Source organism: Brevibacterium sp. 2SA, assembly GCF_005502845.1.
Taxonomy (GTDB): domain Bacteria; phylum Actinomycetota; class Actinomycetes; order Actinomycetales; family Brevibacteriaceae; genus Brevibacterium.
Genome location: NZ_SCMW01000053.1, coordinates 1 through 25,583 on the forward strand (window position 1 = coordinate 1; position 25,583 = coordinate 25,583).

General features: G+C 68.4%; 23 protein-coding genes and 1 rRNA gene. 16 read left to right on the top strand and 8 right to left on the bottom strand.

Annotated features, from left to right (window positions below):
- Together FFS20_RS14875 and FFS20_RS14880 are read right to left on the bottom strand one after the other, a co-directional pair.
- Nucleotides 1-292, bottom strand: a 16S ribosomal RNA gene (locus tag FFS20_RS14875); the annotation flags it as partial.
- 493 nt (nt 293-785) lie between these two features.
- The gene (locus FFS20_RS14880) at nt 786-1,478 is read right to left on the bottom strand and encodes an SOS response-associated peptidase (RefSeq protein ID WP_137826617.1); all 693 of its coding nucleotides are present in this window, start codon (nt 1,476-1,478) and stop codon (nt 786-788) included.
- Nucleotides 1,479-1,512: 34 nt separating this feature from the next.
- Between FFS20_RS14880 and FFS20_RS14885 the strand changes: the two genes are divergently transcribed.
- The 5 genes from FFS20_RS14885 (at nt 1,513) to FFS20_RS14905 (ending at nt 6,394) form a co-directional block, all read left to right on the top strand.
- On the top strand, nt 1,513-2,028 hold the full coding sequence (locus FFS20_RS14885; protein WP_137826618.1) for a MarR family transcriptional regulator: 516 nt from the start codon (nt 1,513-1,515) through the stop codon (nt 2,026-2,028).
- 251 nt (nt 2,029-2,279) lie between these two features.
- Nucleotides 2,280-3,446 (top strand): acyl-CoA dehydrogenase family protein, encoded by a 1,167-nt coding sequence (locus FFS20_RS14890; RefSeq protein WP_137826619.1) that lies wholly within the window; start codon nt 2,280-2,282, stop codon nt 3,444-3,446.
- A 1-nt stretch (nt 3,447) separates the two neighbouring features.
- A complete protein-coding gene (locus FFS20_RS14895; protein WP_137826620.1) occupies nt 3,448-4,488 on the top strand; it encodes an enoyl-CoA hydratase/isomerase family protein in 1,041 nt (346 codons plus the stop codon).
- On the top strand, nt 4,485-5,261 hold the full coding sequence (locus tag FFS20_RS14900) for an enoyl-CoA hydratase (RefSeq protein WP_137826621.1): 777 nt from the start codon (nt 4,485-4,487) through the stop codon (nt 5,259-5,261). Before FFS20_RS14895 ends, FFS20_RS14900 begins: the two co-directional genes overlap by 4 nt.
- Nucleotides 5,262-5,389: 128 nt before the next feature.
- Nucleotides 5,390-6,394, top strand: a complete 1,005-nt coding sequence (locus FFS20_RS14905; protein ID WP_249356886.1) for a nitronate monooxygenase family protein — start codon at nt 5,390-5,392, stop codon at nt 6,392-6,394.
- 73 nt (nt 6,395-6,467) lie between these two features.
- On the opposite strand, the gene FFS20_RS14910 is transcribed toward FFS20_RS14905, so the two are convergent.
- Together FFS20_RS14910 and trpS are read right to left on the bottom strand one after the other, a co-directional pair.
- Nucleotides 6,468-7,517, bottom strand: a complete 1,050-nt coding sequence (locus FFS20_RS14910; RefSeq protein ID WP_137826622.1) for a phosphatase domain-containing protein — start codon at nt 7,515-7,517, stop codon at nt 6,468-6,470.
- Nucleotides 7,518-7,581: 64 nt separating this feature from the next.
- Nucleotides 7,582-8,580, bottom strand: a complete 999-nt coding sequence (trpS, locus tag FFS20_RS14915; protein WP_137826623.1) for a tryptophan--tRNA ligase — start codon at nt 8,578-8,580, stop codon at nt 7,582-7,584.
- A gap of 253 nt (nt 8,581-8,833) precedes the next feature.
- On the opposite strand from trpS, the gene FFS20_RS14920 reads away from it, so the two are divergent.
- From FFS20_RS14920 to FFS20_RS14935, 4 genes are all read left to right on the top strand, one after another.
- The gene (locus FFS20_RS14920; RefSeq protein ID WP_137826637.1) at nt 8,834-11,053 is read left to right on the top strand and encodes a carbon starvation CstA family protein; all 2,220 of its coding nucleotides are present in this window, start codon (nt 8,834-8,836) and stop codon (nt 11,051-11,053) included.
- Nucleotides 11,050-11,286 carry a YbdD/YjiX family protein gene (locus FFS20_RS14925; RefSeq protein WP_137826624.1) on the top strand — a complete coding sequence of 79 codons (237 nt, stop codon included), beginning with the start codon at nt 11,050-11,052 and terminating at the stop codon, nt 11,284-11,286. The genes FFS20_RS14920 and FFS20_RS14925 overlap by 4 nt, the downstream gene beginning before the upstream one ends.
- A 120-nt stretch (nt 11,287-11,406) precedes the next feature.
- On the top strand, nt 11,407-11,958 hold the full coding sequence (locus FFS20_RS18530) for a multidrug efflux SMR transporter (RefSeq protein ID WP_349290529.1): 552 nt from the start codon (nt 11,407-11,409) through the stop codon (nt 11,956-11,958).
- Complete coding sequence (locus tag FFS20_RS14935) at nt 11,955-12,284, top strand: multidrug efflux SMR transporter (RefSeq protein ID WP_137826625.1); 330 nt, start codon at nt 11,955-11,957, stop codon at nt 12,282-12,284. Before FFS20_RS18530 ends, FFS20_RS14935 begins: the two co-directional genes overlap by 4 nt.
- 100 nt (nt 12,285-12,384) lie before the next feature.
- Here FFS20_RS14935 and FFS20_RS14940 read toward each other — a convergent pair whose 3' ends face one another.
- A complete protein-coding gene (locus FFS20_RS14940; protein WP_171007101.1) occupies nt 12,385-13,197 on the bottom strand; it encodes an exodeoxyribonuclease III in 813 nt (270 codons plus the stop codon).
- Between the two features lie 86 nt (nt 13,198-13,283).
- Here FFS20_RS14940 and FFS20_RS14945 point away from each other — a divergent pair, with 86 nt between their 5' ends.
- Complete coding sequence (locus tag FFS20_RS14945) at nt 13,284-13,772, top strand: GNAT family N-acetyltransferase (protein WP_137826626.1); 489 nt, start codon at nt 13,284-13,286, stop codon at nt 13,770-13,772.
- 132 nt (nt 13,773-13,904) lie between these two features.
- Here the strand turns inward: FFS20_RS14945 and FFS20_RS14950 are convergent, their stop codons facing one another.
- Nucleotides 13,905-14,546 carry a LysE family transporter gene (locus FFS20_RS14950; protein ID WP_171007102.1) on the bottom strand — a complete coding sequence of 214 codons (642 nt, stop codon included), beginning with the start codon at nt 14,544-14,546 and terminating at the stop codon, nt 13,905-13,907.
- A gap of 72 nt (nt 14,547-14,618) precedes the next feature.
- Here FFS20_RS14950 and FFS20_RS14955 point away from each other — a divergent pair, with 72 nt between their 5' ends.
- Nucleotides 14,619-15,569 (top strand): LysR substrate-binding domain-containing protein, encoded by a 951-nt coding sequence (locus tag FFS20_RS14955; RefSeq protein WP_137826628.1) that lies wholly within the window; start codon nt 14,619-14,621, stop codon nt 15,567-15,569.
- Nucleotides 15,570-15,759: 190 nt separating this feature from the next.
- Here FFS20_RS14955 and FFS20_RS14960 read toward each other — a convergent pair whose 3' ends face one another.
- Both FFS20_RS14960 and glyA read right to left on the bottom strand, forming a co-directional pair.
- On the bottom strand, nt 15,760-16,641 hold the full coding sequence (locus tag FFS20_RS14960) for a bifunctional methylenetetrahydrofolate dehydrogenase/methenyltetrahydrofolate cyclohydrolase (RefSeq protein WP_137826629.1): 882 nt from the start codon (nt 16,639-16,641) through the stop codon (nt 15,760-15,762).
- A complete protein-coding gene (gene glyA / locus FFS20_RS14965; protein WP_137826630.1) occupies nt 16,641-17,915 on the bottom strand; it encodes a serine hydroxymethyltransferase in 1,275 nt (424 codons plus the stop codon). The genes FFS20_RS14960 and glyA overlap by 1 nt, the downstream gene beginning before the upstream one ends.
- Before the next feature lie 298 nt (nt 17,916-18,213).
- Here glyA and purU point away from each other — a divergent pair, with 298 nt between their 5' ends.
- The 5 genes from purU to putP all read left to right on the top strand — a co-directional run bounded on the left by purU (nt 18,214) and on the right by putP (nt 25,417).
- Complete coding sequence (gene purU, locus FFS20_RS14970; RefSeq protein ID WP_137826631.1) at nt 18,214-19,065, top strand: formyltetrahydrofolate deformylase; 852 nt, start codon at nt 18,214-18,216, stop codon at nt 19,063-19,065.
- 111 nt (nt 19,066-19,176) lie between these two features.
- On the top strand, nt 19,177-20,787 hold the full coding sequence (locus FFS20_RS14975) for a phenylacetate--CoA ligase family protein (RefSeq protein WP_137826632.1): 1,611 nt from the start codon (nt 19,177-19,179) through the stop codon (nt 20,785-20,787).
- A complete protein-coding gene (locus FFS20_RS14980) occupies nt 20,774-21,196 on the top strand; it encodes a hypothetical protein (RefSeq protein WP_137826633.1) in 423 nt (140 codons plus the stop codon). Before FFS20_RS14975 ends, FFS20_RS14980 begins: the two co-directional genes overlap by 14 nt.
- The gene (locus FFS20_RS14985; RefSeq protein WP_137826634.1) at nt 21,193-23,757 is read left to right on the top strand and encodes a hypothetical protein; all 2,565 of its coding nucleotides are present in this window, start codon (nt 21,193-21,195) and stop codon (nt 23,755-23,757) included. Before FFS20_RS14980 ends, FFS20_RS14985 begins: the two co-directional genes overlap by 4 nt.
- Before the next feature lie 139 nt (nt 23,758-23,896).
- Nucleotides 23,897-25,417 carry a sodium/proline symporter PutP gene (gene putP / locus FFS20_RS14990; RefSeq protein WP_137826635.1) on the top strand — a complete coding sequence of 507 codons (1,521 nt, stop codon included), beginning with the start codon at nt 23,897-23,899 and terminating at the stop codon, nt 25,415-25,417.
- The last annotated feature ends 166 nt before the right edge of the window (nt 25,418-25,583 follow it).

Below are 25,583 nucleotides of genomic sequence, written 5' to 3' on the forward strand. Positions count from 1 at the left end.
GCCGGCTACCCGTCGTCGTCTTGGTGAGCCATTACCTCACCAACAAACTGATAGGCCGCGAGCCCATCCCCAACCGAAAAAACTTTCCACCCACTCTCATGCGAGAGCAGGTCATATCCGGTATTAGACCCAGTTTCCCGGGCTTATCCCGAAGTCAGGGGCAGGTTACTCACGTGTTACTCACCCGTTCGCCACTCATCCACCCCAGCAAGCTGGGGCTTCAGCGTTCGACTTGCATGTGTTAAGCACGCAGCCAGCGTTCGTCCTGAGCCAGGATCAAACTCTCCATAAAAAACTTCTTATTTCAGTGATCCCGGCAAGACAGTCACCACGCCCACGGGGGTGGACACGGTGACCCATACCACCACAACCCAGGCAATGGGTCATGGTGTGGTTGTCTTACCAGAAAAAATTTTCTGGCATCACATTGTTCAAACAAACACGCTATTGGATTCTCAAACCACAAACACACACCCAACCATCACACGAACCATCATCCGCGTGATCAACCGGGGGCATCCACAGGATTTGTACTCTTCGCCTTGCGGCCCGCCGTACCAGCGGATCTCTACTCTACAGTGTCTCTTCGATGTCCGCAACCCGGAGTTCACCTCCGCGTCACCTGGATCGAAATCCATCTGAAGCGTTCGCTGTGGCCCATCGGGCCGGCAGCTCGATCTACTCTACACCACCCGGATCGGCACCCACAAGGGGCAGAACGCCCTTCGGAGGGTGATCTCGCTCACCGCGTCGCCCAGCGCGCGAACACCAGCAGCCCAACGCCCTCAGGCAACAGGTTCGATGAGTGCCGGAGAGTCGTTGCGGACGTTGCCGACGGCCTTGCCGACCCGATGCCTGGTCACGCTGGCGGGATCAACCTGGGCGAGCGTGGCCGCCAGCAGGTCGGGGACCTCGCCGCTCGGCAGCGCCGGATTCATCCAATCGTCGATGTGCTCACGGCCGAGGAACACCGGCATCCTGTCGTGGACGTCACTGAGATGACCGGCCGACGCCATCGTGAGGATCGACGTCGACACGAGCCAGGTGTCGTCGGGCTGCTTCCAGAACTCGAAGAGCCCCGCCATGAAGAGCGGGCCCGGACCGGCCGCCGACATCATCCACGGCTGCTTGCCGTCCTCGGTGACCTCCCACTCGTAGTAGCCCGGGATGGGAAGGGCGCACCGCCGGCGTTTGATCGCCTGCCGGAACATCGGCTTCTCGAGCACCGTCTCCGAACGCGCATTGAAGGCCTTGAACCCGATCGCCCGGTCCTTCGCCCAACTGGGCACGAGTCCCCACGATGCCGCTTCGAGACGGCGAGTGAGCTGTCCTTCGTCGTCGAGGCGCTCGACGACGATGGGGATGTCGGCACCCGGGGGAACGTTGTACCGCGGGGTGTAGTCGTAGGAGACGACGTCGAGGCGGAGCTCGTCGGCGAGGTCCGCCGGGTCAGATGACAGGTTGAGTCGACCGCACATGCGCCAATCCTCTCACTTCACTACACTGTCGACAATGGCGCCGGAGAAGAGCACAGCGGTACGGTTCGATCCCATCGAGGAGTCACGGAAGCAGTGGCTCGCACACGGCTGGGATGAGGCCGCCGACGGCATGAACACCGTCATCTCCGTGATGCGCGTCCACCAGCTCTTCCTCGCGATGGTCGACGCCGCGCTCAAGCCCTTCTCCCTGACGTTCTCGCGCTACGAGGTGCTCACTCTGCTCTCGTTCACGAAGTCCGGCACCCTGCCGATGTCGAAGATCTCCGCCCGCCTCCAGGTCCACGCGACGTCGACGACGAACTCCGTCGATCGCCTCGAGAAAGCCGGCCTCGTCCGTCGTCGCAGCCATCCCGACGACCGCCGGACCACACTCGTCGACCTCACCGAGGCCGGTCGCGAGCTCGCCGCCCGCGCCACCTCGGCGCTCAATGACGAGGTCTTCACGTCCCCGGCCGTCTCCGGCACCGGCGGAAGCGCGCTCCTCCCCCACCTCGAGGCGCTGCGGGTGCGCCTCGAGGACCCCTCCTGACGCGACCGCCGGGCCCCTGAGTCCACCGGGCTCCATGACCCTCCGGGACTCCCCCACCGCTCTCCCGGGACCCCCTGCCGCAATTCCGGGACTCCGCCGGCTCACCATCACGGGAGAGCAGCCTCGGTGCATTTAGTTGGACGTCCTAGTAAATTCTCCGTATCCTGATGACAATGCCGTGCCCGTGATCGCGGTCACGCCGCCCACCTCGCTCGAGCGCACCAGCGCCCACCCGTCATCCTGGAGGAACCATGTCCCGCAGCACTGTGACTGCCCTGCCGTTCGGCCTCACCGAGGAGCAGCAGACGATCTCTGCCATGGTCCGCGACTTCGCCGACACGGAGATCGCGCCCTACGCCCTCGACTGGGACGCCGACCATCATTTCCCCGTCGACGTCATCAGGAAGTCGGCAGAACTCGGCATGGGCGGCATCTACGTCCGTGAGGAGTCCGGGGGCACCGGGATGGGCCGGATGGATGCGGCCCTGATCTTCGAGGCGATGTCGACCGGCTGCCCGTCGGTGGCCGCCTACATCTCGATCCACAACATGGTCGCGTGGATGATCGACAAGTACGGCAACGAGGAGCAGAAGGAGAAGTACCTCCTGCCGCTCGTCTCGATGGAGCACCTAGGCAGCTACTGCCTCACCGAACCCAACGCCGGATCCGATGCCGGCGCCCTGCGCACCTCGGCGCGCGAGGACGGAGACCACTTCGTCCTCAACGGCGTCAAGCAGTTCATCTCCGGAGCCGGGTCGACCGACACCTACCTCGTCATGGCCCGCACCGGCCAGGACGGCGCCCGCGGGATCTCCGCGTTCATCCTCGAGAAGGGGATGGAGGGCCTGAGCTTCGGCGCCAACGAGCAGAAGATGGGCTGGCGCGCCCAGCCGACCCGCCAGGTCATCATGGAGAACGTCCGGGTGCCGAAGGAGAACATGCTCGGCGACCTCGGCCAGGGCTTCAAGATCGCGATGTCCGGACTCGACGGCGGCCGCCTCAACATCGGGGCATGCTCGCTCGGCGGTGGGCAGTCCGCCCTCGAGAAGGCCATCGACTACATGGGCGAGCGCCAGGCTTTCGGCACCGAGCTCACCGGCTTCCAGGCGCTGCGCTTCGAGGTCGCGGAGATGCAGACGAAGCTCGAGGCCGCGCGCGCCCTCCTGTGGCGGGCCGCGAACGCCTACGACGCGGGCGACCCGAACACGTCCCTGCTCTCGGCGATGGCGAAGCTCACCGCCACCGACACCGGCTTCGACGTCGCCAACCGGGCCCTCCAGCTCCACGGCGGCTACGGGTATCTGACAGAGTATGGGATTGAGAAGCTGGTTCGTGACCTGCGCGTCCACCAGATTCTGGAAGGCACCAACGAAATCATGCGCGTGATCATCTCGCGCAAGAGCACAGGAGTGGGCTGATATGACGACAGAGAATCCGAGCATCATCGCCACAGCGTCCGGCGGCCTCGGACGGATCGAACTCAACCGACCGAAGCTGATCAACGCGCTCAGCCTCGACATGGTCGCCGGCATCGATGACGCCCTCCGCAGCTGGTACGACGACGACTCCGTGACCACCGTGCTCGTCACCGGCCGCGGCGAGCGCGGTCTGTGCGCCGGCGGGGACATCAAAGCCGTCTACACCGACATCGTCGAGGGCACGGGCGAGAACGCGAAGTTCTGGAACCGCGAGTACCGGATGAACGCCGCGATCGCCGAGTACCCGAAGCCCTACGTCGTCATCATGAACGGCATCACGATGGGCGGCGGCGTCGGGATTTCCGGGCACGGCTCCGAGCGCATCGTCACGGATTCCACGAAGGTCGGGATGCCCGAGACCGGCATCGGCCTCTTCCCCGACGTCGGCGGCACCTATCTGCTCGCGCGCGCTCCCGGTGAGCTCGGCACGCACCTGGCGCTGACCGGCACCGCGGTGGGCCCGGGCGCGGCGCTGGCCCTCGACCTCGCCGATCACTACGTCCCCGAAGCCGACCTCCCCACCCTCATCGCCGACCTCGAAGCCGGGGAGGACGTCGAGACCGTCGTCTCCCGCTATGCCGCGCAGGCCCCGGCCGATGACCTCGCCGAGGCGGCCGCCTGGATCGACGAGTGCTACACCGGCGATGACATCGAGGAGATCCTCGCCCGCCTCGAGGCCCATCCGAACCCCGAGGCGAACGCGGCTGCCGCCCTCATCCGGACGAAGGCCCCCACCTCGGTGAAGGTGACCCTGGCCGCCCTGCGGCGGGCCGCGGACATGACACTCGCCGAGGTGCTCGAACAGGACTACCGCATCGCCGTCGAGATGACGCGCCGACCCGATCTGCGCGAGGGCATCCGCGCGCAGGTCATCGACAAGGACCGCAGCCCCCAGTGGTCGCCGGCCTCCCTCAGCGAGGTCGACGACGCCACCGTGACCGCCATCCTCACCACCGAGCAGACAGACAAGGTGTTCTCATGAGCGACTACGCAACCATCCTCACCTCCGTCGACGACGGAGTCGCCACGATCACGATCAACCGGCCCAAGGCGCTCAACGCGCTCAACCTCCAGGTCCTCACCGACATCACCGATGCGGCGACCGCGTTCGACGCCGATGACGCGGTGCGCGCGATCATCATCACCGGCAGCGAGAAGGCGTTCGCGGCCGGCGCGGACATCAAGGAGATGTCGGAACTCGACTTCGCCACCGCCTACCGGGCCGACTGGTTCTCCGGCTGGGAGCGCCTGACGAACGTCCGCAAGCCGATCATCACCGCCGTCAGCGGCTACGCCCTCGGCGGAGGCTGCGAGGTCGCGATGATGGGCGACATCCTCATCGCCGCGACGACGGCGAAGTTCGGTCAGCCCGAGATCAACCTCGGTGTGCTCCCCGGCATGGGCGGGTCCCAGCGTCTGACCCGGGCCGTCGGCAAGGCGAAGGCGATGGACATGTGCCTGACCGGGCGGATGATGGACGCCGAGGAGGCTGAGCGCTCGGGCCTCGTCGCCCGCGTCGTCGCCCCCGAGGAGCTCCTGTCGACGGCGAACGAGATCGCCCGCACGATCGCCGGGAAGTCCCTCATCGCCTCGGCGATGGTCAAGGAGGCGATCAACGTCGCATTCGACACGACGCTCGAGCAGGGCCTGCGCTACGAACGCCGCCTCTTCCACTCGGTGCTCGCGACGAACGACCAGACCGAGGGCATGGCCGCCTTCGTCGAGAAGCGGGATCCGCACTTCACCGACTCCTGACGGACGCCGATCGCGAGGCGGGGGCGCAGCCGAATCATCGGCCGCGCCCCCGCTTTCTGCTCCCTGCGCACCGGTTTTTAACACTCGTTCAGTTAGAGTGGTGCTGTTCGCTCATCCAAGGAGGCATCGTGAACCCCATTGACTCTCTCGACCTGAGGCTGCGCCTCCCGGTCTTCGGCTCCCCGATGTTCATCGCATCGGGCCCCGAACTCGTCACCGCCCAGTGCCAGGCCGGCATCGTCGGGGCGTTCCCCACCCTCAACGCGCGGCCGGCATCGCTGCTGGCCGACTGGTTCGACGAGATCACCGAGTCGAACGCGAACTACACCGCAGCCCACCCGGAGTCCCCCGCCGCCCCGTTCGCGGCCAACCTCATCGTCCACCGGTCGAACAATCGCCTCGAGGCCGACCTCGCCGAGGTGGTCAGGCACAAGGTGCCCATCGTCATCACCTCGCTCGGTGCCAGGGAAGAGGTCAATGAGGCCGTCCACTCGTACGGCGGCGTCGTCCTCCACGACATCATCAACAACCGCTTCGCCCACAAGGCCGTCGAGAAGGGTGCCGACGGCGTCATCGCCGTGGCCGCCGGGGCCGGCGGGCACGCGGGCGCGCTCTCTCCGTTCGCTCTCGTCCAGGAGATCCGCAGCTGGTTCGACGGGCCGCTGCTGCTCTCCGGGGCGATCGCCCACGGCCGGTCAATCCTCGCGGCGCTGGCCGCCGGCGCGGACTACGCCTACATCGGCTCGGCGTTCCTCTCGACCCCCGAGGCCAACGTCGTCGACGCGTACCGGCAGATGATCGTCGAGTCCGCCGCCGACGACGTCGTCTACTCGAACTACTTCACCGGGGTCAAGGGCAACTACCTGCGCGGCTCGATCGTCGCCGCCGGCTTCGACCCCGACGACCTGCCCGAGGCCGACCCCTCGAAGATGGACTTCGGCACCGACCCGAACTCCGACGCGAAGGCGTGGAAGGACATCTGGGGGTCGGGCCAGGGCATCGGCGCGCTCGGGCTGCAGCGCACCACCGCCGAGCTCGTCGACCGCCTCGTCGCCGAGTTCCGTGACGCCGAGGACGAGCTGCGGACGCGACTGGCCCGCACCGCTCCCGCTGCGGCCCCCGGCACCGTCTGAGTCCGCGCCGTCGCCGCGACGTGTCCGTCTCGAGCCCTGCCCGTGACCCCGGTGGAGTCCCGGGGCACCGGAGTCAGATCGTTGAGATGATGCCGCGCTCGGTGAGCCGGGAGGCCAGGCCCGCGCCGTCGGGCGCGTAGATCCACGGCACGCCCTGACCGCGGCCGTGGCGCTTCGAGCGACCACCGGCCCACACGGCCTCACCGACGGTGAGCTGCCGGATCGCGACGGCGGCGACGTTGTTCGGGTGGTTCTCGACGAACTCGCCGTAGAGCTCCTCGTCGTTCTGCCCGTCATCGCCGATGAGCAGCCACTTCATCCACGGGAAGTCCCGGGCCAGCCGCTCGAGGGTGTTGCGCTTGTGCTCCTTGCCCGAGCGGAAGACGCGGGTCGTCGTCGGCCCCCAGTCGGTGAGCAGCAGCGGCCCGATCGGGTAGAGGTTGCGGGAGAGGAACCGCTTGAGCGTGATCGCCGAGTTCCACGCTCCCGTCGAGAGGTAGATGATCGGGGTGTTCGGCCGCATGTACGTGATCCGGTCGTAGAGCACGGACATGCCCGCCACCGGCGAGCGCGCGTGCTCGCTGAGGACGAAGGTGTTCCACGCGGCGAGGAAGGGGCGCGGCAGCGAGGTCACCATGACCGTGTCGTCGATGTCGGAGATGATGCCGAACGTCGAATCCTCGCCGATGATGCGCACCGCGGCCGAGTCGACGAGCGACCCGTCGGTCCACAGTTCGATCTCCGTCTCCCCCGGGGTGAAGTCGCCGGGGATGACGGTGTCGATGATCCCGCCCCGGTCCGAGGTGACCATGTGCTCCTCGTCGTTGATCCGCACCCACGCCGTGTCGTTGGGCAGCGGGACGCTGACGAACGAGCGCCAGCCGCGGACGCTGGCCTGCGCATCGGCCGAGGGGTGGCCGTCGGGGGTGAGCACGAGGCGGCCGAGGACCCGCACCCAGTCGGTGCCGCCGTACGTGTCGTAGGCGAGCACCGTCCGCTGGTAGCTGTGGTTGGTCGCCCGCGATTGGATCCATCCGTTGAAGCGGTCCTCGAGCCGGGCTGCGGTGTGCAGCATGTCCGGAGTCAGGTTGAGCGGTCCCTCTGCGGTCTTCTTCTTGGCCACGGCGGCTCCTCCACGCGCTCGGCGGGTACGTTGGGATGGTCGTCGGGGTGTCCCGACGGCTGGTTCAGATGAAACCGACCTTGTCATAAACCTCGCGCAGTGTCACCTCGGCGATGGCGTTCGCCTTCTCCGCCCCGGCGTCGAGGATCCGCTGCAGCTGGGCACGGTCCTCAAGGAGCTCGAGCGTGCGCTCCCGCACCGGCGTCAGGGCCTCGACGGCCACCTCGGCGAGATCGACCTTGAGGTGACCGTACATCTTCCCCGCGTAGTCGGCGACGATGTCGTCGACGGGCCGGTTCGTCAGCGACGAGTAGATCGTCAGGAGATTCGAGACCCCGGGCTTGGCCGTCGGATCGAACCGGATCTCCGTCTCGTCGTCGGTGACGGCGGACTTGATCTTCTTCGTCAGGGCCTTCGGCTCGTCGAGGAGGTCGATGCGGCCGAGCGGGCTCGGCAGGGACTTCGACATCTTCGCGTCCGGGTTCTGGAGGTCGTAGATCTTCGCGGTGGCCTTGAGGATCTGCGCCTCGGGCACGACGAAGGTCTCACCGAACCGGTGGTTGAACCGCTCGGCGAGGTTGCGGGTGAGTTCGAGGTGCTGGCGCTGGTCCTCCCCGACGGGCACCATCTGCGGGTTGTAGAGGAGGATGTCGGCGGCCATGAGGGCCGGATACGTCAGCAGCCCGAGGGACACGTGGCCCTGCTTCGCCGATTTGTCCTTGAACTGGGTCATCCGCGTCGCCTCGCCCATCGAGGTCGTGCACTCGAGCACCCAGCTCAGACGCGGGTGGGCGGGAACCTGCGACTGGACGAAGATCGTCGAGGCCTCCGGATCGATGCCGGCGGCGATGAACTGCGCGGCTGTGCGCAGGGTCCGCTCCCTGAGCTCGACGGGGTCCTGTTCGACGGTGATCGCGTGCATGTTGGCGATGAAGTAGAACGCGTCATGGGACTGCTGATGGGTGACGAACTGCTGCAGGGCCCCGATGTAGTTGCCGAGATGGAGGGAATCGGAGGTCGCTTGGATTCCGGACACGGTACGGGGCAGTGAAGTCGTCGTCATGGCTCCATTTTGCCACCTCGGCGCCCCGCCTCCCACGCCGCTGTCCGACACCGGCCGATGCCGGTGTCCACCGCGTGACTCGCAGCACACCGCGGCGAGTATGATGTCACCCAGAACACATGATTCGCCAAGGCTCTTCACATGTTGAGGCTGGTGGGACGGGGTGCCGCACGACAAGGACCCCGACCGGCCGGCGCTGTCGCAGGGAGTGCCGGGCGGATCGTGGACGACCCAGCTCAATGAGGAGGACCGCGTGTCGGTTGAATACGTCAAGACCGAAGAGGGGCTGCCCCCGGTCGGTGTGGTGGAGAAGCCCCGGTGGACGCCGGGCAAGATCGTGCTCTGGGTGGCCATCGCCCTCATCGCCGGTGCGGGATGGACGATGGTCGCCTTCGTCCGCGGGGAGAACCTCTCGGCGAGCTGGTTCGTCGCCGCCGCCGTCGGCAGCTACCTCATCGGTTTCCGCTTCTACGCGAAGTTCATCGAGTGGAAGATCTGCCGTCCCGACCCGCGGCGGGCGACTCCGGCGGAGATCAACGACAACGGCCGTGACTTCGCGCCGACGGACCGTCGCGTCCTCTTCGGCCACCACTTCGCCGCGATCTCCGGTGCCGGACCGCTCGTCGGCCCGATCCTCGCCGCGCAGATGGGCTACCTGCCGGGCACCCTGTGGATCATCGTCGGCGTCATCCTCGCCGGCGGCGTCCAGGACTACATGGTCCTGTACTTCTCGGTGCGCCGCAACGGCCGCTCGCTCGGGCAGATGACCCGTGACGAACTCGGCAGGACCGGCGGTGTCATCGCCTCGATCGGCATCATCCTCATCATGGTCATCCTCATCGCGGTCCTCGGCGTCGTCATCATCAACGCCCTCGCCGAGAGCCCCTGGGGCGTCTTCTCGATCGCGATGACCATTCCCATCGCCGTGTTCATGGGCGTCTACATGCGCTACCTGCGTCCGGGCAAGGTCATCGAGACCTCGGTCATCGGCGTCGTCCTCCTGCTCGCGGCGATCATCGCCGGCGGCTGGGTCAACAGCTCCCCCGTCTGGTCGGAGGTCTTCACCCTCGACAAGGTGACGCTCGCATGGTGCCTGATGATCTACGGCTTCCTCGCCGCCGTCCTGCCCGTGTGGGTGCTCCTCGCCCCGCGCGACTACCTCTCGACGTTCATGAAGATCGGCACGATCGTGCTGCTCGCCGTCGGCATCCTCATCGTCAACCCGACCGTGCAGATGCCCGCGTTCACCGAGTTCGCGTTCAACTCCGCCGGTCCCGCCTTCGCCGGCGCGCTCTTCCCGTTCCTCTTCATCACGATCGCGTGCGGTGCGCTCTCGGGCTTCCACGCGCTCATCGCCTCGGGCACGACCCCGAAGCTCATCGAGAAGGAATCCCAGGCCCGACTCATCGGCTACGGCGGCATGCTCATGGAGTCCTTCGTCGCGATCATGGCGCTCGTCGCCGCGATCTGCCTCGACAAGGGCCTCTACTTCGCGATGAACGCCGCCGAACCGCTGACCGGCGGCACCGCCCAGGGCGCCGCGGACTTCATCAACAACTCCCTCGGCATGTCGGGGGTCGAGACGACGCCGCAGTTCCTCGAACAGGCCGCTCGCGACGTCGGTGAGGAGAGCATCGTCTCCCGCACCGGCGGCGCACCGACCCTCGCCATGGGCATGGCGCAGATCCTCCACAGCGTCTTCGGCGGACCGGCCTGGATGTCGTTCTGGTACCACTTCGCCGTGATGTTCGAGGCGCTCTTCATCCTCACGACGATCGATGCCGGCACCCGTGTCGCCCGCTTCATGCTCAGCGACGCCCTCGGCAACTTCTCCAAGCGGTTCCGCGATCCCTCGTGGACTCCGGGCGCGTGGCTGACGACGGCGATCATGGTCGGCGCGTGGGGATCGATCCTGCTCATGGGGGTGACCGATCCGCTCGGCGGCATCAACACCCTCTTCCCGCTCTTCGGCATCTCGAATCAGCTGCTCGCCGCGATCGCCCTCGCCGTGATCTTCGCGATCGTGTGCAAGATGGGGCTCGCGCGCTACGCGTGGATCCCCGGCATCCCGCTGGCATGGGACCTCATCGTGACGATGACGGCGTCGTGGCAGAAGATCTTCTCCGCCGACCCCAAGCTCGGCTACTGGGCCCAGCATTTCGCGTACCGCGATGCGCTGGCCGCGGGAGAGACCTCGCTCGGGGCCACCCAGGGGGTCGAGGCGATGAGCGCGGTCGTGCGCAACACCTTCGTTCAGGGCACGCTGTCGATCATCTTCGCCCTCCTCGTCGCCATGGTCGTCGTCATGGCGCTGTGGAAGTCGATCGAAGCCATCCGCAAGGGCTCCCTGCCGACGACGGAGGAGCCGTTCACCGAGACGAAGCTCTTCGCCCCCGCCGGCCTCATCGCCCGCCGGTCCGAACGCGAGGTCCAGGCCCAGTGGGACGAACGGTCGGGCAGGAGTCGACCATGACCGAGACACCGCTGCTGACCCGAGTCGCAAGGAATCCGTGGGGGTCCCTGCGCCGCGGCGGGGCCTGGCTGCTCTGGTACCTCAAAGAGATCATGGGTGAGAACGCCTACCTCCACTACCTCGAGTCCTATGAGCGCCGCCACGGCACCCGTGAGGGCGCGATGGGAGAGCGGGAGTTCTGGCGCGACCACACCGATGAACAGGACCGCAACCCGAAGGCGCGCTGCTGCTGAGACTGCCGATGCCCAGGGTGTGAACCGTCCAGACGGTCCACACCCTGGGCATCGGCGGTCTCACGTCGATAGACGGTCTTCCCCGCTGATGTGGTCATCGGGGAGGATGGACGGGTGCGAATGTGGGTGTTTCTGGCAGGAGCGATCCTCGCCGAGGTGACGGGGACGCTGTCGATGAAGGCGGCGATCGACCATCCGGCCCTCTACATCCTCATGGCCCTCGGGTATGCCGCCGCGTTCGTCTTCCTCAGCCTCACGCTGCGGTCGGGAATGCCGCTCGGCATCGCCTACGGGATCTGGGGTGCCTCGGGAGTCGCGCTCACGGCCGCCGCCTCGGCGCTGCTCTTCGCCGAGCCGATCACCGTCGTCATGGCACTCGGCATCGTCGCCATCATGGCCGGGGTCATCCTCGTCGAAGTCGGCCACCGCGGGCAGGCCCGGCCGACCGTCGCCGCCACCGAAGCGGAGTACCCGCCGGCCGCCGCCACCGAGGCGGTGCACCCGGCAGTCGCCTCCGAGGCGGTGCACCCCGCCGAGGCAGAGCACCCCGCCGAGTCGCCTCAGCGGGAGGCGAAGCCGGAGGATCGCGGGGAAGCGGAGTCGCTCCGGTCGGGGCCGACATCGCAGGCTTGCCGGTCAGTCGATTCGCAGGCTCGTCAGGAGGAGTCATGATCCTCGGCTGGGCGCTCCTCATCGGCGCGATCCTCCTCGAGGTCGCGGCGACCATCTGCCTGCGCGTGGCCTCGGTGGGCGGCTCGAAATGGTGGTACGCGGGTGTGGCCGGCGGCTACATCGTCTCCTTCAGCCTTCTCAGCCTCACCCTGCGCACCGGCTTCCCCCTCGGCGTCGCCTACGGGATCTGGGCGGCCACCGGTGTCGCGCTGACCGCGATCGCCGGACGCGTGCTCTTCCAGGAGCGCCTGACGAGGCTCATGGTCGCCGGCATCGGCCTCATCATCGTCGGTGTCCTCCTCATCGAGGTCGGCTCCGCGCACTGATGTCAGCGGCGTCGGCCACGGCGGCTTCGATCCGCAGCCCCTGACTGTCGATCCGCGAAGCCGCCGCCGCGGCACTGCCTCGGCGCCGCGGCGGCTCACCTCACTGCGGGGCGGGCAGGTCGTAGTCGATGACGAGCGGGGCATGATCCGACCAGCGCTCAGCCCAGCTGTTCGCCCGGTCGACGGTCGCGACCGTCGCCGTTCCGGCCAGTCCCGGAGTGGCCATGTGATAGTCGATGCGCCACCCTGCGTCGTTGTCGAAGGCCTGCCCGCGCATCGACCACCACGTGTAGGGCCCGTCGATGTCACCGGCAAGCTGCCGGTGGACGTCGACGAAGCCGACATCGCCGAAGAACCCGTCGAAGTACGCGCGCTCCTCCGGCAGGAAGCCGGCCTTCTTCCGGTTCGCCTTCCAGTTCTTGAGATCCCGTTCGGTGTGGCAGACGTTGAGGTCACCGGTGACGAGCACGTGGTCGGCGGTCGCGGCGAGCTGCGGCATCCGCTCGGTCATCCGGTCGAGGAACCGGTACTTGTCGTCCTGCTTCGGGGTGCCTGCCTCACCGGAGTGGACGTAGGCGGAGACGAGGGTGAGCAGAGTGCCGTCGCCGAGGCGGTAGTCCGTCTCCAGCCACCGTCCGGCCCGATCGAAGTAGCCGTCGGACCCGATCCCCTCACGCGTCTCCACCGGGGCGGCCTTCGCCATGACGGCGACCCCGGCCCGGCCCTTCGCCTCGGCGTCGTGGCTGATCGTCGTGTACCCGCTCTCCTCGAGGACTCCGAGCGCGATGTCGTTGGCCGCGCGGACCTCCTGGAGGGTGATGAAGTCCGGAGCGGAGGCGTCGACCCAGGCGGGCATCCCCTTCCGCCAGGCTGCTCGGACTCCGTTGACGTTGACTGAGGCAATGCGAATCATGTGCTCTATGATGACAGAGCGAACTGCTCTTGCGCGCTCCGCGTTATAGGGTGGGAATTGAGAAACTGCCGACCTGAGGAGGCGCAATGGCCGAAGAGGAGACTTTCGACGCCGAGGAGCTGAGCATCAGCCCGCTCGACGAAGTCGACGCCAGAGAGATGCGGGAATTCCTGCTCAGCGCCCAAGAGAACTTCTGGGGAGATCGCGACCTGCGCGCCGATCACGACGCGTACTGGTTCCGTCAGTTCGTCGCCTCCGGGCTCGTCGCGCGCTACCGCAGTCAGATCGTCGGCTACCTCCTCGGAGTCATCCCGCAGGAGGGTCCCGGCTACATCCACCTCGTCGCCGCACACAAGGACTTCCGGCATCACGGCATCGGTCGTGAGCTCTACCAGCGGTTCATCGACCATTCCCGCAAACTGCGCGTCGACTCGGTGCAGGCGACGACGATGCCCGACTCGTCGGGAGCGATCTCCTTCCACTCCTCGATGGGCTTCAGCGGCGAACTCGTCGAGGACTACGCCGGCCCCGGCAATCCCCGCGTGTTCTTCGAACTCAAGCTCGACCAGGACTGAGTCTCCTCACCACATCGACGGCCCGGTCACCTGCAGCGAGGTGACCGGGCCGTCGTCGTTGCGCTCCCCGGAGCACGGGACAGCGGCGGCACCGGAACAAGTCACGGCACCGGGACAGTCCGGAGACGCGGGTCACAGTCCGCTGAGCATCCGGATCGCCAGTGCCGCGATGACGCTCGCGGAGACGATTCCCCCGACTCGGCGACCGGTCGGTGAGAGCAGCAGACGGCCGGCACCGCGACCGATGAGGACGAGGATGCAGTGCCAGGACGCCGAGGCGATGACGATGCCGGCCAGCAGGGCTGCGGAGTCCGCGACACCGGCGGAGGCGAGCAGACCGCCCGAGAGCACCACGGAGACGAAGTAGAGCAGCGGCCAGGGGTTGAGTCCGGTGAGGGTGAAGAAGAGCAGCCCCTCACGCAGCGGTGAGCGCGGTTCGCCCCTCGCGGCCGCGCAGTCGTCGCTCGCGTCCGCATGGTCGTTCTCGCGCCGGAAGCCGTCGATGGCGATCCGCCCAGCGAGGAAGAGGAGGAGTCCCGCCCCGGCGACCGTCACCGGCACCTGCCACGGTGTGATGAGCCTGGCGGCCGCGGTCCCGCCGACCACCGCCGCGAGGGCGTAGAGGGCATCGGCAGCGACCGCTCCCGTCGCGGCGGCGAGACCGTGGCGCAGCGAGGACGTCGCCGTGCGCTGGATGAGGAGCACGGCCACCGCACCGACCGGGATCGCCAGTCCGAAGCCTGCCCAGAGTCCGTATCCGAAGGTTTCCCACATGCCTCCACCGTGCCCGGTGCGCATCGTGTGCGTCCATCGAATGTTTCGCGACGAACTGTACAGTGAATCACTATGATCGACCCGCGCCTGAAATCGCTCGCCGCCGTCCGTGACACCGGCACGGTCACCGCGGCCGCCGCGCTCCTCCACGTCACGCCGTCGACGATCTCCCAGCACCTGCGCGGACTCGCCCGCGTCGTCGGTGCCGATCTCGTCGAACCCGTCGGTCGCAACGTCAGGCTCACTCCCGCCGCCGAGGTCGTCCTCGCGCATGCGACGGCGCTCAACGCCGAGTGGGAGGCCACCCTCGCCGACCTCGCAGCCCTGCGCTCAGCCGGTCGCGCCCGGCTGCGGATCTCCGCCGTCGCCTCGGCGATCGTCGCCCTCGTCTGTCCCGCGGTGGCCCGGCTGCCGGAGATCGCGGTGGAGATCGGTGAGGACGCGGTGCGCGACCGGTTCCGCATGCTCGCCGAGTCCGAGACGGACATCGTCGTGACTCTGGAGGCCACGCTCCCGGACAGCGCTGCCGATTCGGCCGGCACGACGGCGACGACCGACGACGGCGGGCCGTGGGAGGTGCGCGAGCTGCTCACTGAGCCCCTCGACGTCATCGTCGAACCCGGGCACCCGCTCGCAGGCAACGAGCGGGTCGGACTCTCGGCTCTCGCTGCGGAGACGTGGATCGGCGCCGGTGACCTCAGAGACCAGAAGGCGCTCTTCCTCCGCCTCTGCGCCCAGGCCGGATTCACTCCTCACCTGCGACACGACGCTCTCGACTGGGGCGCGATCATCGCTCTCGTCGAATACGGGCACGGCATCGCCCTGCTCCCCCGCACGATCAGGATCGCCCCGGAGTCCGGGGTCCATCGTCTCGAGCTGGGCTGGCCGGACTCCCACACCGTTCCGCACCGGCGCCTGCGCGCCTACATCCGCGCCGGCAGCGCCTCCCATCCGACGATCGCCGCCGGACTCGAGGCGCTCACCGCGCAGGGACGGCGACTGGCGGACACCGGCACCGTGTGACCGGGTCTGCCTGACAGGCGCAGATGTGACCGGGCTTCCATGACCGGTCACCCGGCCTGGTGTGAATACGGAAACGGCCCGGGGCATCCGGGCCGTTTCCGGTCGTCAGTCGACGCTCGACGGTCGTCAGTCGACGCTCGACGCTCGACGGTCGACGGTCGTCAGTCGCCGCTCGACGGTCGATGCTCGGTCACTCGGCGGAGCGCGCCGCCATGTCGACGACGTTCTGCAGCAGCAGGGCCCGGGTCATCGGACCGACGCCACCGGGGTTGGGCGAGATCCAGCCGGCCACCTCGGCGACTCCGGGATCGACGTCGCCGACGATCGTCGACTTGCCGGTCTCGGGGTCCTCCTCCCGGGAGACGCCGACGTCGAGGACGATCGCGCCGGGCTTGACGTCCTCGGGCTTGACGAGGCGCGGGGACCCGGCAGCGGCGACGATGATGTCGGCCTGGGCGAGCAGCTCGGGCAGGTTCGTCGTGCCCGTGTGGGTCAGGGTCACCGTCGCGTTGTACTCCCGGCGGGTGAGCAGGGAGCCGATCGAACGGCCGACGGTGACGCCGCGGCCGATGACGACGACGTGCTTGCCGGGCAGGTCGATCCCGTTGCGCACCATGAGTTCGATGACACCGCGCGGGGTGCACGGCAGCGGCGTCGTGATCTCCCGGCTGACGTTGAGCATGAGTCGGCCGAGGTTCGTCGGGTGGAGACCGTCGGCGTCCTTGGCCGGGTCGATGCGCTCGAGCACCGCATCGGTGTCGATGTGGTCCGGCAGCGGCAACTGGACGATGTAGCCGGTGCACGCGTCGTTGGCGTTGAGCTCGTCGATGACGGCGAAGAGCTCGTCCTGGGTGATCGTCTCGGGCAGATCGCGGCGGATCGACTCGATGCCGACCTCGGCGCAGTCGCGGTGCTTGCCGGCGACGTACCACTTCGATCCGGGATCGTCACCGACGAGGACGGTGCCGAGTCCGGGGACGATGCCCTGTGCGGCGAGACGGGCGACCTCGGCGCGCATCTCGTCCTTCATCTGCGCGGCGGCGGCCTTGCCGTCGAGGATCTGCGCTGCCATCAGTACTGCTCCAGTCCTTCATAGAGGGGGAAGTCATCGCTGAGCTTCTTCACCCGAGCCGCGAGCGCCTCGACGTCGGCGCCGGGCTTGAGCGCCTCGGCGATGACGTCGGCGACCTCGGTGAATTCCTTGTCGCCGAAACCGCGGGTCGCGAGTGCCGGGGTGCCGATCCGCAGTCCCGAGGTGACCATCGGCGGACGCGGGTCGAAGGGGACGGCGTTGCGGTTGACGGTGATGCCGACCTCGTGGAGGAGGTCCTCGGCCTGCTGGCCGTCGAGGGCGGAGTTGCGGAGGTCGACGAGGACGAGGTGGACGTCGGTGCCGCCGGTGAGCACGGTGGCGCCCGCCTCGGCGACGTCAGCGGCGAGGAGGCGCTCGGCGAGGATCTGCGCGCCGCGCACGGTGCGCTCCTGCCGGTCGCGGAACTCCTCGGAGGCGGCGAGCTTGAAGGCCACGGCCTTCGCGGCGATGACATGCATGAGGGGGCCGCCCTGCTGGCCGGGGAAGACGGCCGAGTTGAGCTTCTTCGCGTACTCCTCCTTGCCGAGGATGAAGCCCGACCGGGGTCCGCCGATCGTCTTGTGCACCGTCGAGGAGACGACGTCGGCGAAGGGCACCGGGTTGGGGTGGAGTCCGGCGGCGACGAGACCGGCGAAGTGGGCCATGTCCACCCACAGCTTCGCTCCGACCTCGTCGGCGATGTCGCGGAAGGCCTGGAAGTCGAGCTGGCGGGGGTACGCCGACCATCCGGCGACGATGACCTCGGGACGGTGGTCGAGGGCCTTTTGCCGCACCTGGTCCATGTCGATGCGGTACGTGTCGGGGTCGACCTCGTACGACGCCACATCGTAGAGGCGACCGGAGAAGTTGATCTTCATGCCGTGCGTGAGGTGGCCGCCGTGGGCGAGCGAGAGGCCGAGCATCTTGTCGCCCTGGCGGGCGAGCGCGTGCATGACCGCGGCGTTGGCCGAGGCGCCGGAGTGCGGCTGGACGTTGGCGTACTCGGCGCCGAAGAGGCTCTTGGCGCGGTCGATCGCGAGATCCTCGGCGATGTCGACGAACTCGCAGCCGCCGTAGTAGCGCTTGCCCGGGTACCCTTCCGCATACTTGTTCGTCAGCACCGAGCCCTGCGCCTCGAGAACGGCGCGCGGCACGAAGTTCTCCGAGGCGATCATCTCAAGCGTCGACCGCTGTCGCCCCAGCTCGAGGTCGAGGACTTCGGCGATCTGCGGGTCGATGTCGGCAAGCGAAGCCTGCAGCGAGGATTCGGACATGGTTGCACTCCTGTGGCGTCGAGATTCGGCGGCGCGGTCTTCCCCCGCGCGCGTTCCGAGGCAATGCTAACAGCGAAGCCCCGGCCCCCGCCCGGCCGCCCGCCAGCCGGAGGCCTGGGCGGCTGCGGGTCCGAGGGGCGGGCAGGGTCGCCCGCGAGACCACCTGTGCAGTCGTCTGGACGACTGGCCGACAACTGCCTCGTCCGCAGGCGGGCAACCGCGTTGTCACAACTCCCCGTGCTGCCGGATGCCGGACGGCTGACCGGGGACGATGCCGCACCCGATTAGACTCGCGGCTATGAGCGAAGAATGGATCCTGCGAGTAACCTGCCCCGATGCGACCGGAGTCGTCCACGCCGTGACCGGGGCGCTGGCCGGGATCGGTGCGAACATCACCGAATCGCAGCAGTTCTCCTCCCCCGACTCCCACCAGTTCTTCCTCCGCGTCCACTTCGCGACCCCGGCTCCCGTGAGTGAGGAGGACCTGGAATCGGCCCTCGCCGAGGCGGCCGCGCGGTTCTCGATGACGCTCGGTCTCCAGCCCGCACAGAAGCGCACCCGCACCCTCGTCCTCGTCTCGAAGGCCGCGCACTGCCTCAACACTCTGCTCTTCCAGCAGAGCGCAGGCCAGCTGCCCATCGACATCGTCGCCGTCGCCGGCAACCACGATGCGCTGCGGCCCCTCGCCGAGTTCCACGGCCACGACTTCCACCACATCCCCATCACCCCGGAGACGAAGGAGACCGCCGAGGCGCAGCTGCGCCGCCTCGTCACCGACCTCGACGTCGAACTCATCGTCCTCGCCCGCTACATGCAGATCCTCTCCCCCGAGCTCTGCGCGGCACTCGAGGGGCGGGTCATCAACATCCACCATTCCTTCCTGCCGAGCTTCAAGGGCGCCAAGCCCTACCACCAGGCGCACGCCCGCGGGGTGAAGATCATCGGCGCGACCGCCCACTACGTCACCCCCGATCTCGACGAGGGCCCGATCATCGAACAGGACGTCGCCCGCGTCGACCACAACCGCAACATCGCCGACTTCGTCGCCCGCGGCCAGGACGTCGAGGCGGCCGTGCTCGCCCGCGCAGTCCGCTGGCATGCGGAGGGCCGCGTCCTCATGGACGGTCATCGCACCGTCGTCTTCGACTGACCCCGGCCCTGGGCCCACGGCACACCGCAGCAGAGAGCCGCCGTGGTGCGGTTCTGACACAATTGCGCCGCACACGGGTCCCCGGCGGTCAACGTAGGCTACCGTTCGACTATGAGTGAGACTGCGCTGCGGCGCCTGCCGATCCCCCGCGGGCCGATCAACCTCGCCCGCCAAGCCCTGCTGCGCACCGCGAACCTCGGCCTGACCGCCGCCTACGGCACGTACCGGCTCCACCCGGCGATCTGGCGCTTCACCGCCCGGCACTACTCGCCGAAGCTCGAGCCCTTCGCCCGGCTCAACGCGTGGATGATCTGCCAGCAGGCCTCCCTCGACGTGCCCGCCTACCAGGACTATCTCGCGCGCACCGGGTTCACGTTCACGTGGTGGGACCTCGAGGCCTACACTCCGACGTCGAAGGACGACTTCGTCCGCGTCTACAGTGAGGAGCACCGCTGCTGGGGCGGGCGGATCGAGCGGATCGGGACGGTCGTCGACGAGTCATCGGGCTCCTCGGGCACACCGTTCAACTGGATGCGGTCGAAGCGCGAGCTCGACACCGTCCACAAGAACGTCGCCGGGTACGTGACGATGCTCTTCGGGGATGAGGACCTCTTCTGCATCAACGCGTTCTCGATGGGCGCGTGGGCGACGGGGACGAACACGGGCCTGGCGATGGCGAAGGTCGCGATGGTGAAGAACACCGGACCCGACCTCGAGAAGATCCTCGACACGATGCGCCATTTCGGTCCCGGCCACACCTATCTCATCAGTGCCTATCCTCCGTTCCTCAAGCACCTCGTCGACCGCATGGACGCCGAACCGGGCGTCTGGGACGCGTACCGGATCAACGGCTTCGTCGGCGGGGAGGCGATGACCGAGGGCCTGCGCGACTACCTCGAGCAGCGGTTCCACCGGGTCTACTCCGGTTACGGCGCCTCGGATCTCACGATCGGCATGGCCGGGGAGTCCGACCTCTCCGTCGTCATCCGCCGGGCACTGGCCCATGACCTCGCCTTCCGCGCCGAGGTGCTCGGACCCGAGGAGTCCCGCGTGCCCATGGTCTTCCAGTACAACCCGCTCGAGACCTACCTCGAGACGACGGCCGAGGGGGAACTCGTCGCGACGATCAATTCGGCATCGGTGATGAGTCCCCGGCTGCGCTACAACATCGGCGACGAGGCGACGCTCATCGACTTCCCGACGATGGTCGAGCTCACCCGCGCCCACCCCGAGCTCGCCCGGCAGTGCTCAGAGGCCTTCGCCGACAACGGGATGAGGCTGCCATTCGTCCTCCTCTTCGGCCGGTCGGACTCGACGATCTCCTATATGGGCGCCAACATCTATCCGCTCGACATCGAGAACGGCCTCTACCGGGACAACCCGCGCGCCCACCTCATCGAGTCCTTCCGCATCGAACTGCGCGAGCTCGCCGACCACGAGCACCGCCCCGCCCTCCACATCCAACTCCGGGAGACCGCCGCCGAGGGCGAGGAGGCGCTGGACGACGGCGAGCGCGAGGAGCTCGCGGAGACCATCCGGGCCGGCGTGCTCGGCCATCTCGCCTCGGTGTCCAGGGACTTCGCGCAGAGCATGAAGGAGGATCCGACGACGGCGGAGCTCGAGATCGAGATCCACGACTTCGGCACCGGTCCCTTCGCCACCGCCTCGACGAAGATCAAGAACGTCTACCTCCAACCCAAGGAGAGCAATGCGATCGAATGACTTCTCCCTCGCCCCTCCGCAGGCGCGCGCCGAGTCGTTCTTCCTCGGGGCCAACCGCTACCGCAATCCGCTGAGCATGCTCGGTCAGGTGCGCCGCTGGCCGAAGCTCGCGAAGGCCCTGCGGCGCGCCCCCGGCTACCTGTGGCACCGCAGCTATTACGAGTTCCCCGACCGGATCGGCCTCCTCGTCGCTTTCGCGACCCGCGACGACCTCATGCGCTTCGCCCGCACCCCCGAACACGTCGAGATCATGCACTGGCTCGTCGGCGCCGGGGAGGCCTCCCCGGCCCGCGGCGGCTTCATCCGCCTCCTCGACGCTGAGGAGTGGGGGTACACGAACGGCGAGTTCCGCGCCGAGGACGGCCGCCTGGGGATGATCGAGACCTTCACGCCGACGAGCGAGGAATGAGGGTGAGACCAGCGCGGAGCCCGGCCGCCGCTTTCGCCCCGGTCCTCCTCGAGCAGGGGATGACCGCCCACCGCGTGACCTCGCGAGCGGACCTGAGGACCTTCATCGACCTCAGTCCCCGGATCGCCGCTCTCCGCGGCGAGACCGACCGCTTCGTGCCCCTCTTCGCCGCCGACATCGCGGAGTGGCAGGCAGGGACGGGATGGTTCGCCGAGGCGGTCGAACTCTGGCTCGTCCGCGACGCCGCGGGCACGCCGGTCGGGCGGCTGATGTGCCACCGTTCGCGGCCCCTCGCCGAGCGGATCAGCGAGGGACCTGCCGCAGAGGCTCCGGAGACGCTCTTCTTCGGTGCCCTCGAGGCCGCCGACGAGGCGGCCCTCACCGCGGTCATCGCGCTCATCGACGAGCGGGCGCACCGCCTCGGCGCCGACCGCGTCTTCGGACCGGTCTCTCCCCTGCCCAATGTCACCGGCGGTCTCGTCACCGCCGGCCACGACCATCCGGGGTTCTTCGACACCGCGTGGAACCCGGCGTTCTTCGCTCCCGCATTCCGGGCCGCGGGCTTCCGGGAGTGGGGGCCCGCCCAGACGTGGGAGGTTGCTGTCGGCGAGATCCCGCACGCGCGGGCGACCTCGACGCAGTGGGCCGCGCACGGGCTGAGGCGTCGGCCGGTGTCCCGGTGGGATCTGCGCAGCTTCGCCGGGCGGATGCTGCCGACGCTCAATGCGGCGTTCGCGGCTCTGCCGTACTACACCCCGATCTCCCCTGCCCAGCTGCGGTCGCAGATGGCGGGCATGGCCGCACTCATGGACCCGTCCCTCATCGTCGACGTCGTCGGCGAGACGGAGGACGACGACGCTCCCTCCCGCTGCTTCGCCCTCGTCCTCCCCGACCCCGCGCCCGTGCTGCGCCGGCATGGCGGACGCCTCGGTCCGGCGGCGATCGCCGACCTGCTGCGGCACCGAACCCGCCTCCGCGACGCCGTGCTCATCATCCAGGGCACCGATCCGCGCTTCCAGGGCACCGGCCTGCTCTCCCTCGTGATCGGCGACGTCTACTCGGCTCTCGCCGCCGGCGGCTACCGGCGTCTGCGAGTGACGTTCATCGCCGAGGACAACCCCGCCTCCGCGGCGGTCTTCGCCAAGGCCGGAGGCACGCCGCTGCACTCCCTGTGCTTCCTCGACCGGCGTGCACCGAGCGGCGCCGCGGAACCCGCCAACGGGCAGGCCGACCCTGCGTCAGCGACTGCAGAGCCCGTGACCGCGCCAGCCACTGCAGCGGCGGCGACCGCGGCAGCGACTCCCGCGCCTGCCGTCCTGGCCACCTCGGCGGCGCGCATCGACGCCGCGCTCCTCACCGACCTCATCGCGACGGCGGGACGCTCACCCTCGGCCCACAACACGCAGCCGTGGCTGCCGAGAGCCGCGAAGATCGCCGACGACGGATCATCGGCGGAACTCGTCCTCACCGTCGATCCCGCCCGCACCCTCCCGGCCGGCGATCCGCGGTCCGAGGATCTCCACCTCTCGATCGGGTGCTGGGTCGAGGCACTGTCGATCGCCGCCGCCGAGGCGGGACTCGCTGCCGCGATCACCGGCGTCGACGGGTGGGGACCGAGTCTCGACGTGCGACTGCGTGTCACCGTCAGCGACGACCCCCGCGGGCAGCGGAGCGCGGCAACCGGTGTCGACCGTGAGGCGCGGGACGGCGACCACCGAGACCGGCCGGCCTTCACCGCCGCCGATCTCCGTCACCGTCAGGTCGACCGCGGGCCCCTGTCCCGCGATGACAGCGCATTCGCCGAGGCGGTCGGCCACGCCGACGCGGCCCTGGCGCCAGCGGGGGCGCGCCTCGTCGAGATCCCCGACGACGAGTGGTCCGACCTGCTCACGCGCGCCGCCCGGCACTCCTTCGCCGATCCGGCCGTCTTCGCCGAAACCCTCGCCTGGCTGCGCCTCGATCCCGCCGACCCCGCCTACCGGCAGGACGGACTGAGCGCTGACTGCCTGAGGATCCCAGTCGCGGCCGCCCGGCTCGCCGGTGCCCTCAACCGCCCCCGCCTCCGGCCGTTCCTCGCCCGCGCCCTCGCCACCGCCCTTGCTCCGGCCGAATGGGTCGAGGGCCTCCGCGGCAGTCGCCGCGACCAGCGCCGGGAAGCGGGTCGTCCACCCGTCGGACACGAGAGGACAGGCTCGGCGCCGGACGACGATGCGGCGCCCGCCGAGGACTCGGCGCCCGGGCGACCCGATCCGGCCAGCAGACGCCCTGGCTCGGCGACCACCTCGGCGCGGACGGGAGCCCCGCACCACGTCGTCCTCGCGGTCACCGAGGACGGGGACGATGCGGCCCGCGAGATCGCGCTCGGTCGTGCCCTGCTGCGGACGTGGCTGCTCTTCGATCGGGCGGGACTGCGCGTCGATGTCCACTCGGAGATCAAGGACTGCCCGGCGACGCACGCGAGACTGCGCGACCGCCTCGGCGACGGACCGGCGACGCGACCGCTCGCCGCGTTCTCGGTCGGCCGCTCGACGACCCCGGTGCCGCGGTCGGCTCGCCGCTGACCGGGAAGGACGACGCGAGCAGGCGTATAGAGGCAGGAGTCGCGAAAATCCAGGACTCTGATGTTACTCACACGTTATTCACACCACACGTCCGAGGTGATGTAGAGTCTCCGATGCTGAGACAAGGAGGCACACCATCATGTCGGAGCCGACATTCCGGACCATCGCCATCGTCCTCTACTTCGCGGGCATGCTCGCGATCGGCTGGTTCGCGTACCGCAAGACCAAGGACAACCTCGACGACTACATGCTCGCCGGCCGCGGTCTGCGCCCGTCGGTCGCGGCCCTGAGCGCCGGTGCCTCCGACATGTCCGGGTGGCTGCTCATGGGCCTGCCCGGTGCCATCTACCTCGCCGGCCTCGTCGAGGCGTGGATCGCGATCGGCCTCACCGTCGGCGCCTGGGTGAACTGGAAGTTCGTCGCCCCGCGCCTGCGCGCCTTCACGGAGACCGCCGGTGATTCGATCACCATTCCGAGCTTCTTCGAACAGCGGCTGCAGGATCGGACCCACCTCCTGCGGATCGTCTGCGGCCTCATCATCCTCGTGTTCTTCACGTTCTACGTCTCCTCCGGCATGGTCGCGGCGGGCAAGTTCTTCGAATCGAGCTTCGGACTCAACTACCTCGCCGGCATGCTCATCGTCGCCGCGATCACAATGGTCTACACCCTCTTCGGCGGCTTCCTCGGTGCGACGCTCACCGACGTCGCCCAGGGGCTGCTGATGTTCGCGGCCCTCATCGCCGTGCCGATCGTCGCCGTCATCAACGCCGGCGGCCCCGCCGAGGTGATCGCCAATGTCCGCGCGATCGATCCGAGCCTGCTCAGCCTCTTCGGCTCCGGACCGTTCTGGGCAGGCGGCACCTACCTCGCCGTGATCTCCTCGCTGGCCTGGGGCCTCGGGTACTTCGGCCAGCCCCACATCATCGTCCGCTTCATGGCCCTGCGCACTCCCGCCGACGCCACGGTCGCCCGCCGGATCGGCGTGGGCTGGATGGCGATCTCCGCCGCCGGGGCCATCGCCACCGCGATCGTCGGCATCTCCTACTTCTCGCAGCATGCGGACCAGGCGCCGACGGACCCCGAAACGGTGTTCCTCGACCTCGCGCAGATCCTCTTCCACCCGTTCATCGCCGGTCTCGTGCTCGCCGCCGTCCTCGCGGCCATCATGTCGACGATCTCCTCGCAGCTCGTCGTCACCTCCTCGGCGCTCGTCGAGGACCTCTTCAAGATCGTCGCCGCGCGGGTCGGATCACGCCGCACCCTGCAGGACAAGACGTATGTCCTCCTCGGCCGCCTCGGCATCCTCGTCGTCGCCGTCATCGCCGTGCTGCTTGCGATCTCACCGTCGAACAGCATCCTCGACCTCGTCGCCTTCGCGTGGGCGGGATTCGGCGCCTCGTTCGGTCCGATCGTCCTGCTCACCCTGTTCTGGAAGAAGCTGACGAACTGGGGCGCGCTCTGCGGACTCATCGCCGGTGCTGTCGTCGCGTTCGTGTGGGGGCAGCTCAACACCCCGCTGACGGATGCGATCTACGAGATCATCCCGGGCTTCGCGATCAACCTCATCGTCGCCGTCGTCGTCAGCCTCGCCACGTACAAGCCGAATCCGGAGATCGAGCGCGAGTTCGACGAAGGCGTGGAGCTCTCGAAGGTGAAGTGAGCGCCCTCGCCCGCACTGCGTGAGCACAGCGGCCCGCCGGTCTCTCAGGACCGGTGGGGTGTGACACTTCTCGTAGACAGTCGTTACCAGGAAGGCACGACAGGGAATCATGTCTACGAATCGCAGGACGTTCACGCCGGAGTTCAAAGCCGACGCGGTCCAGTTG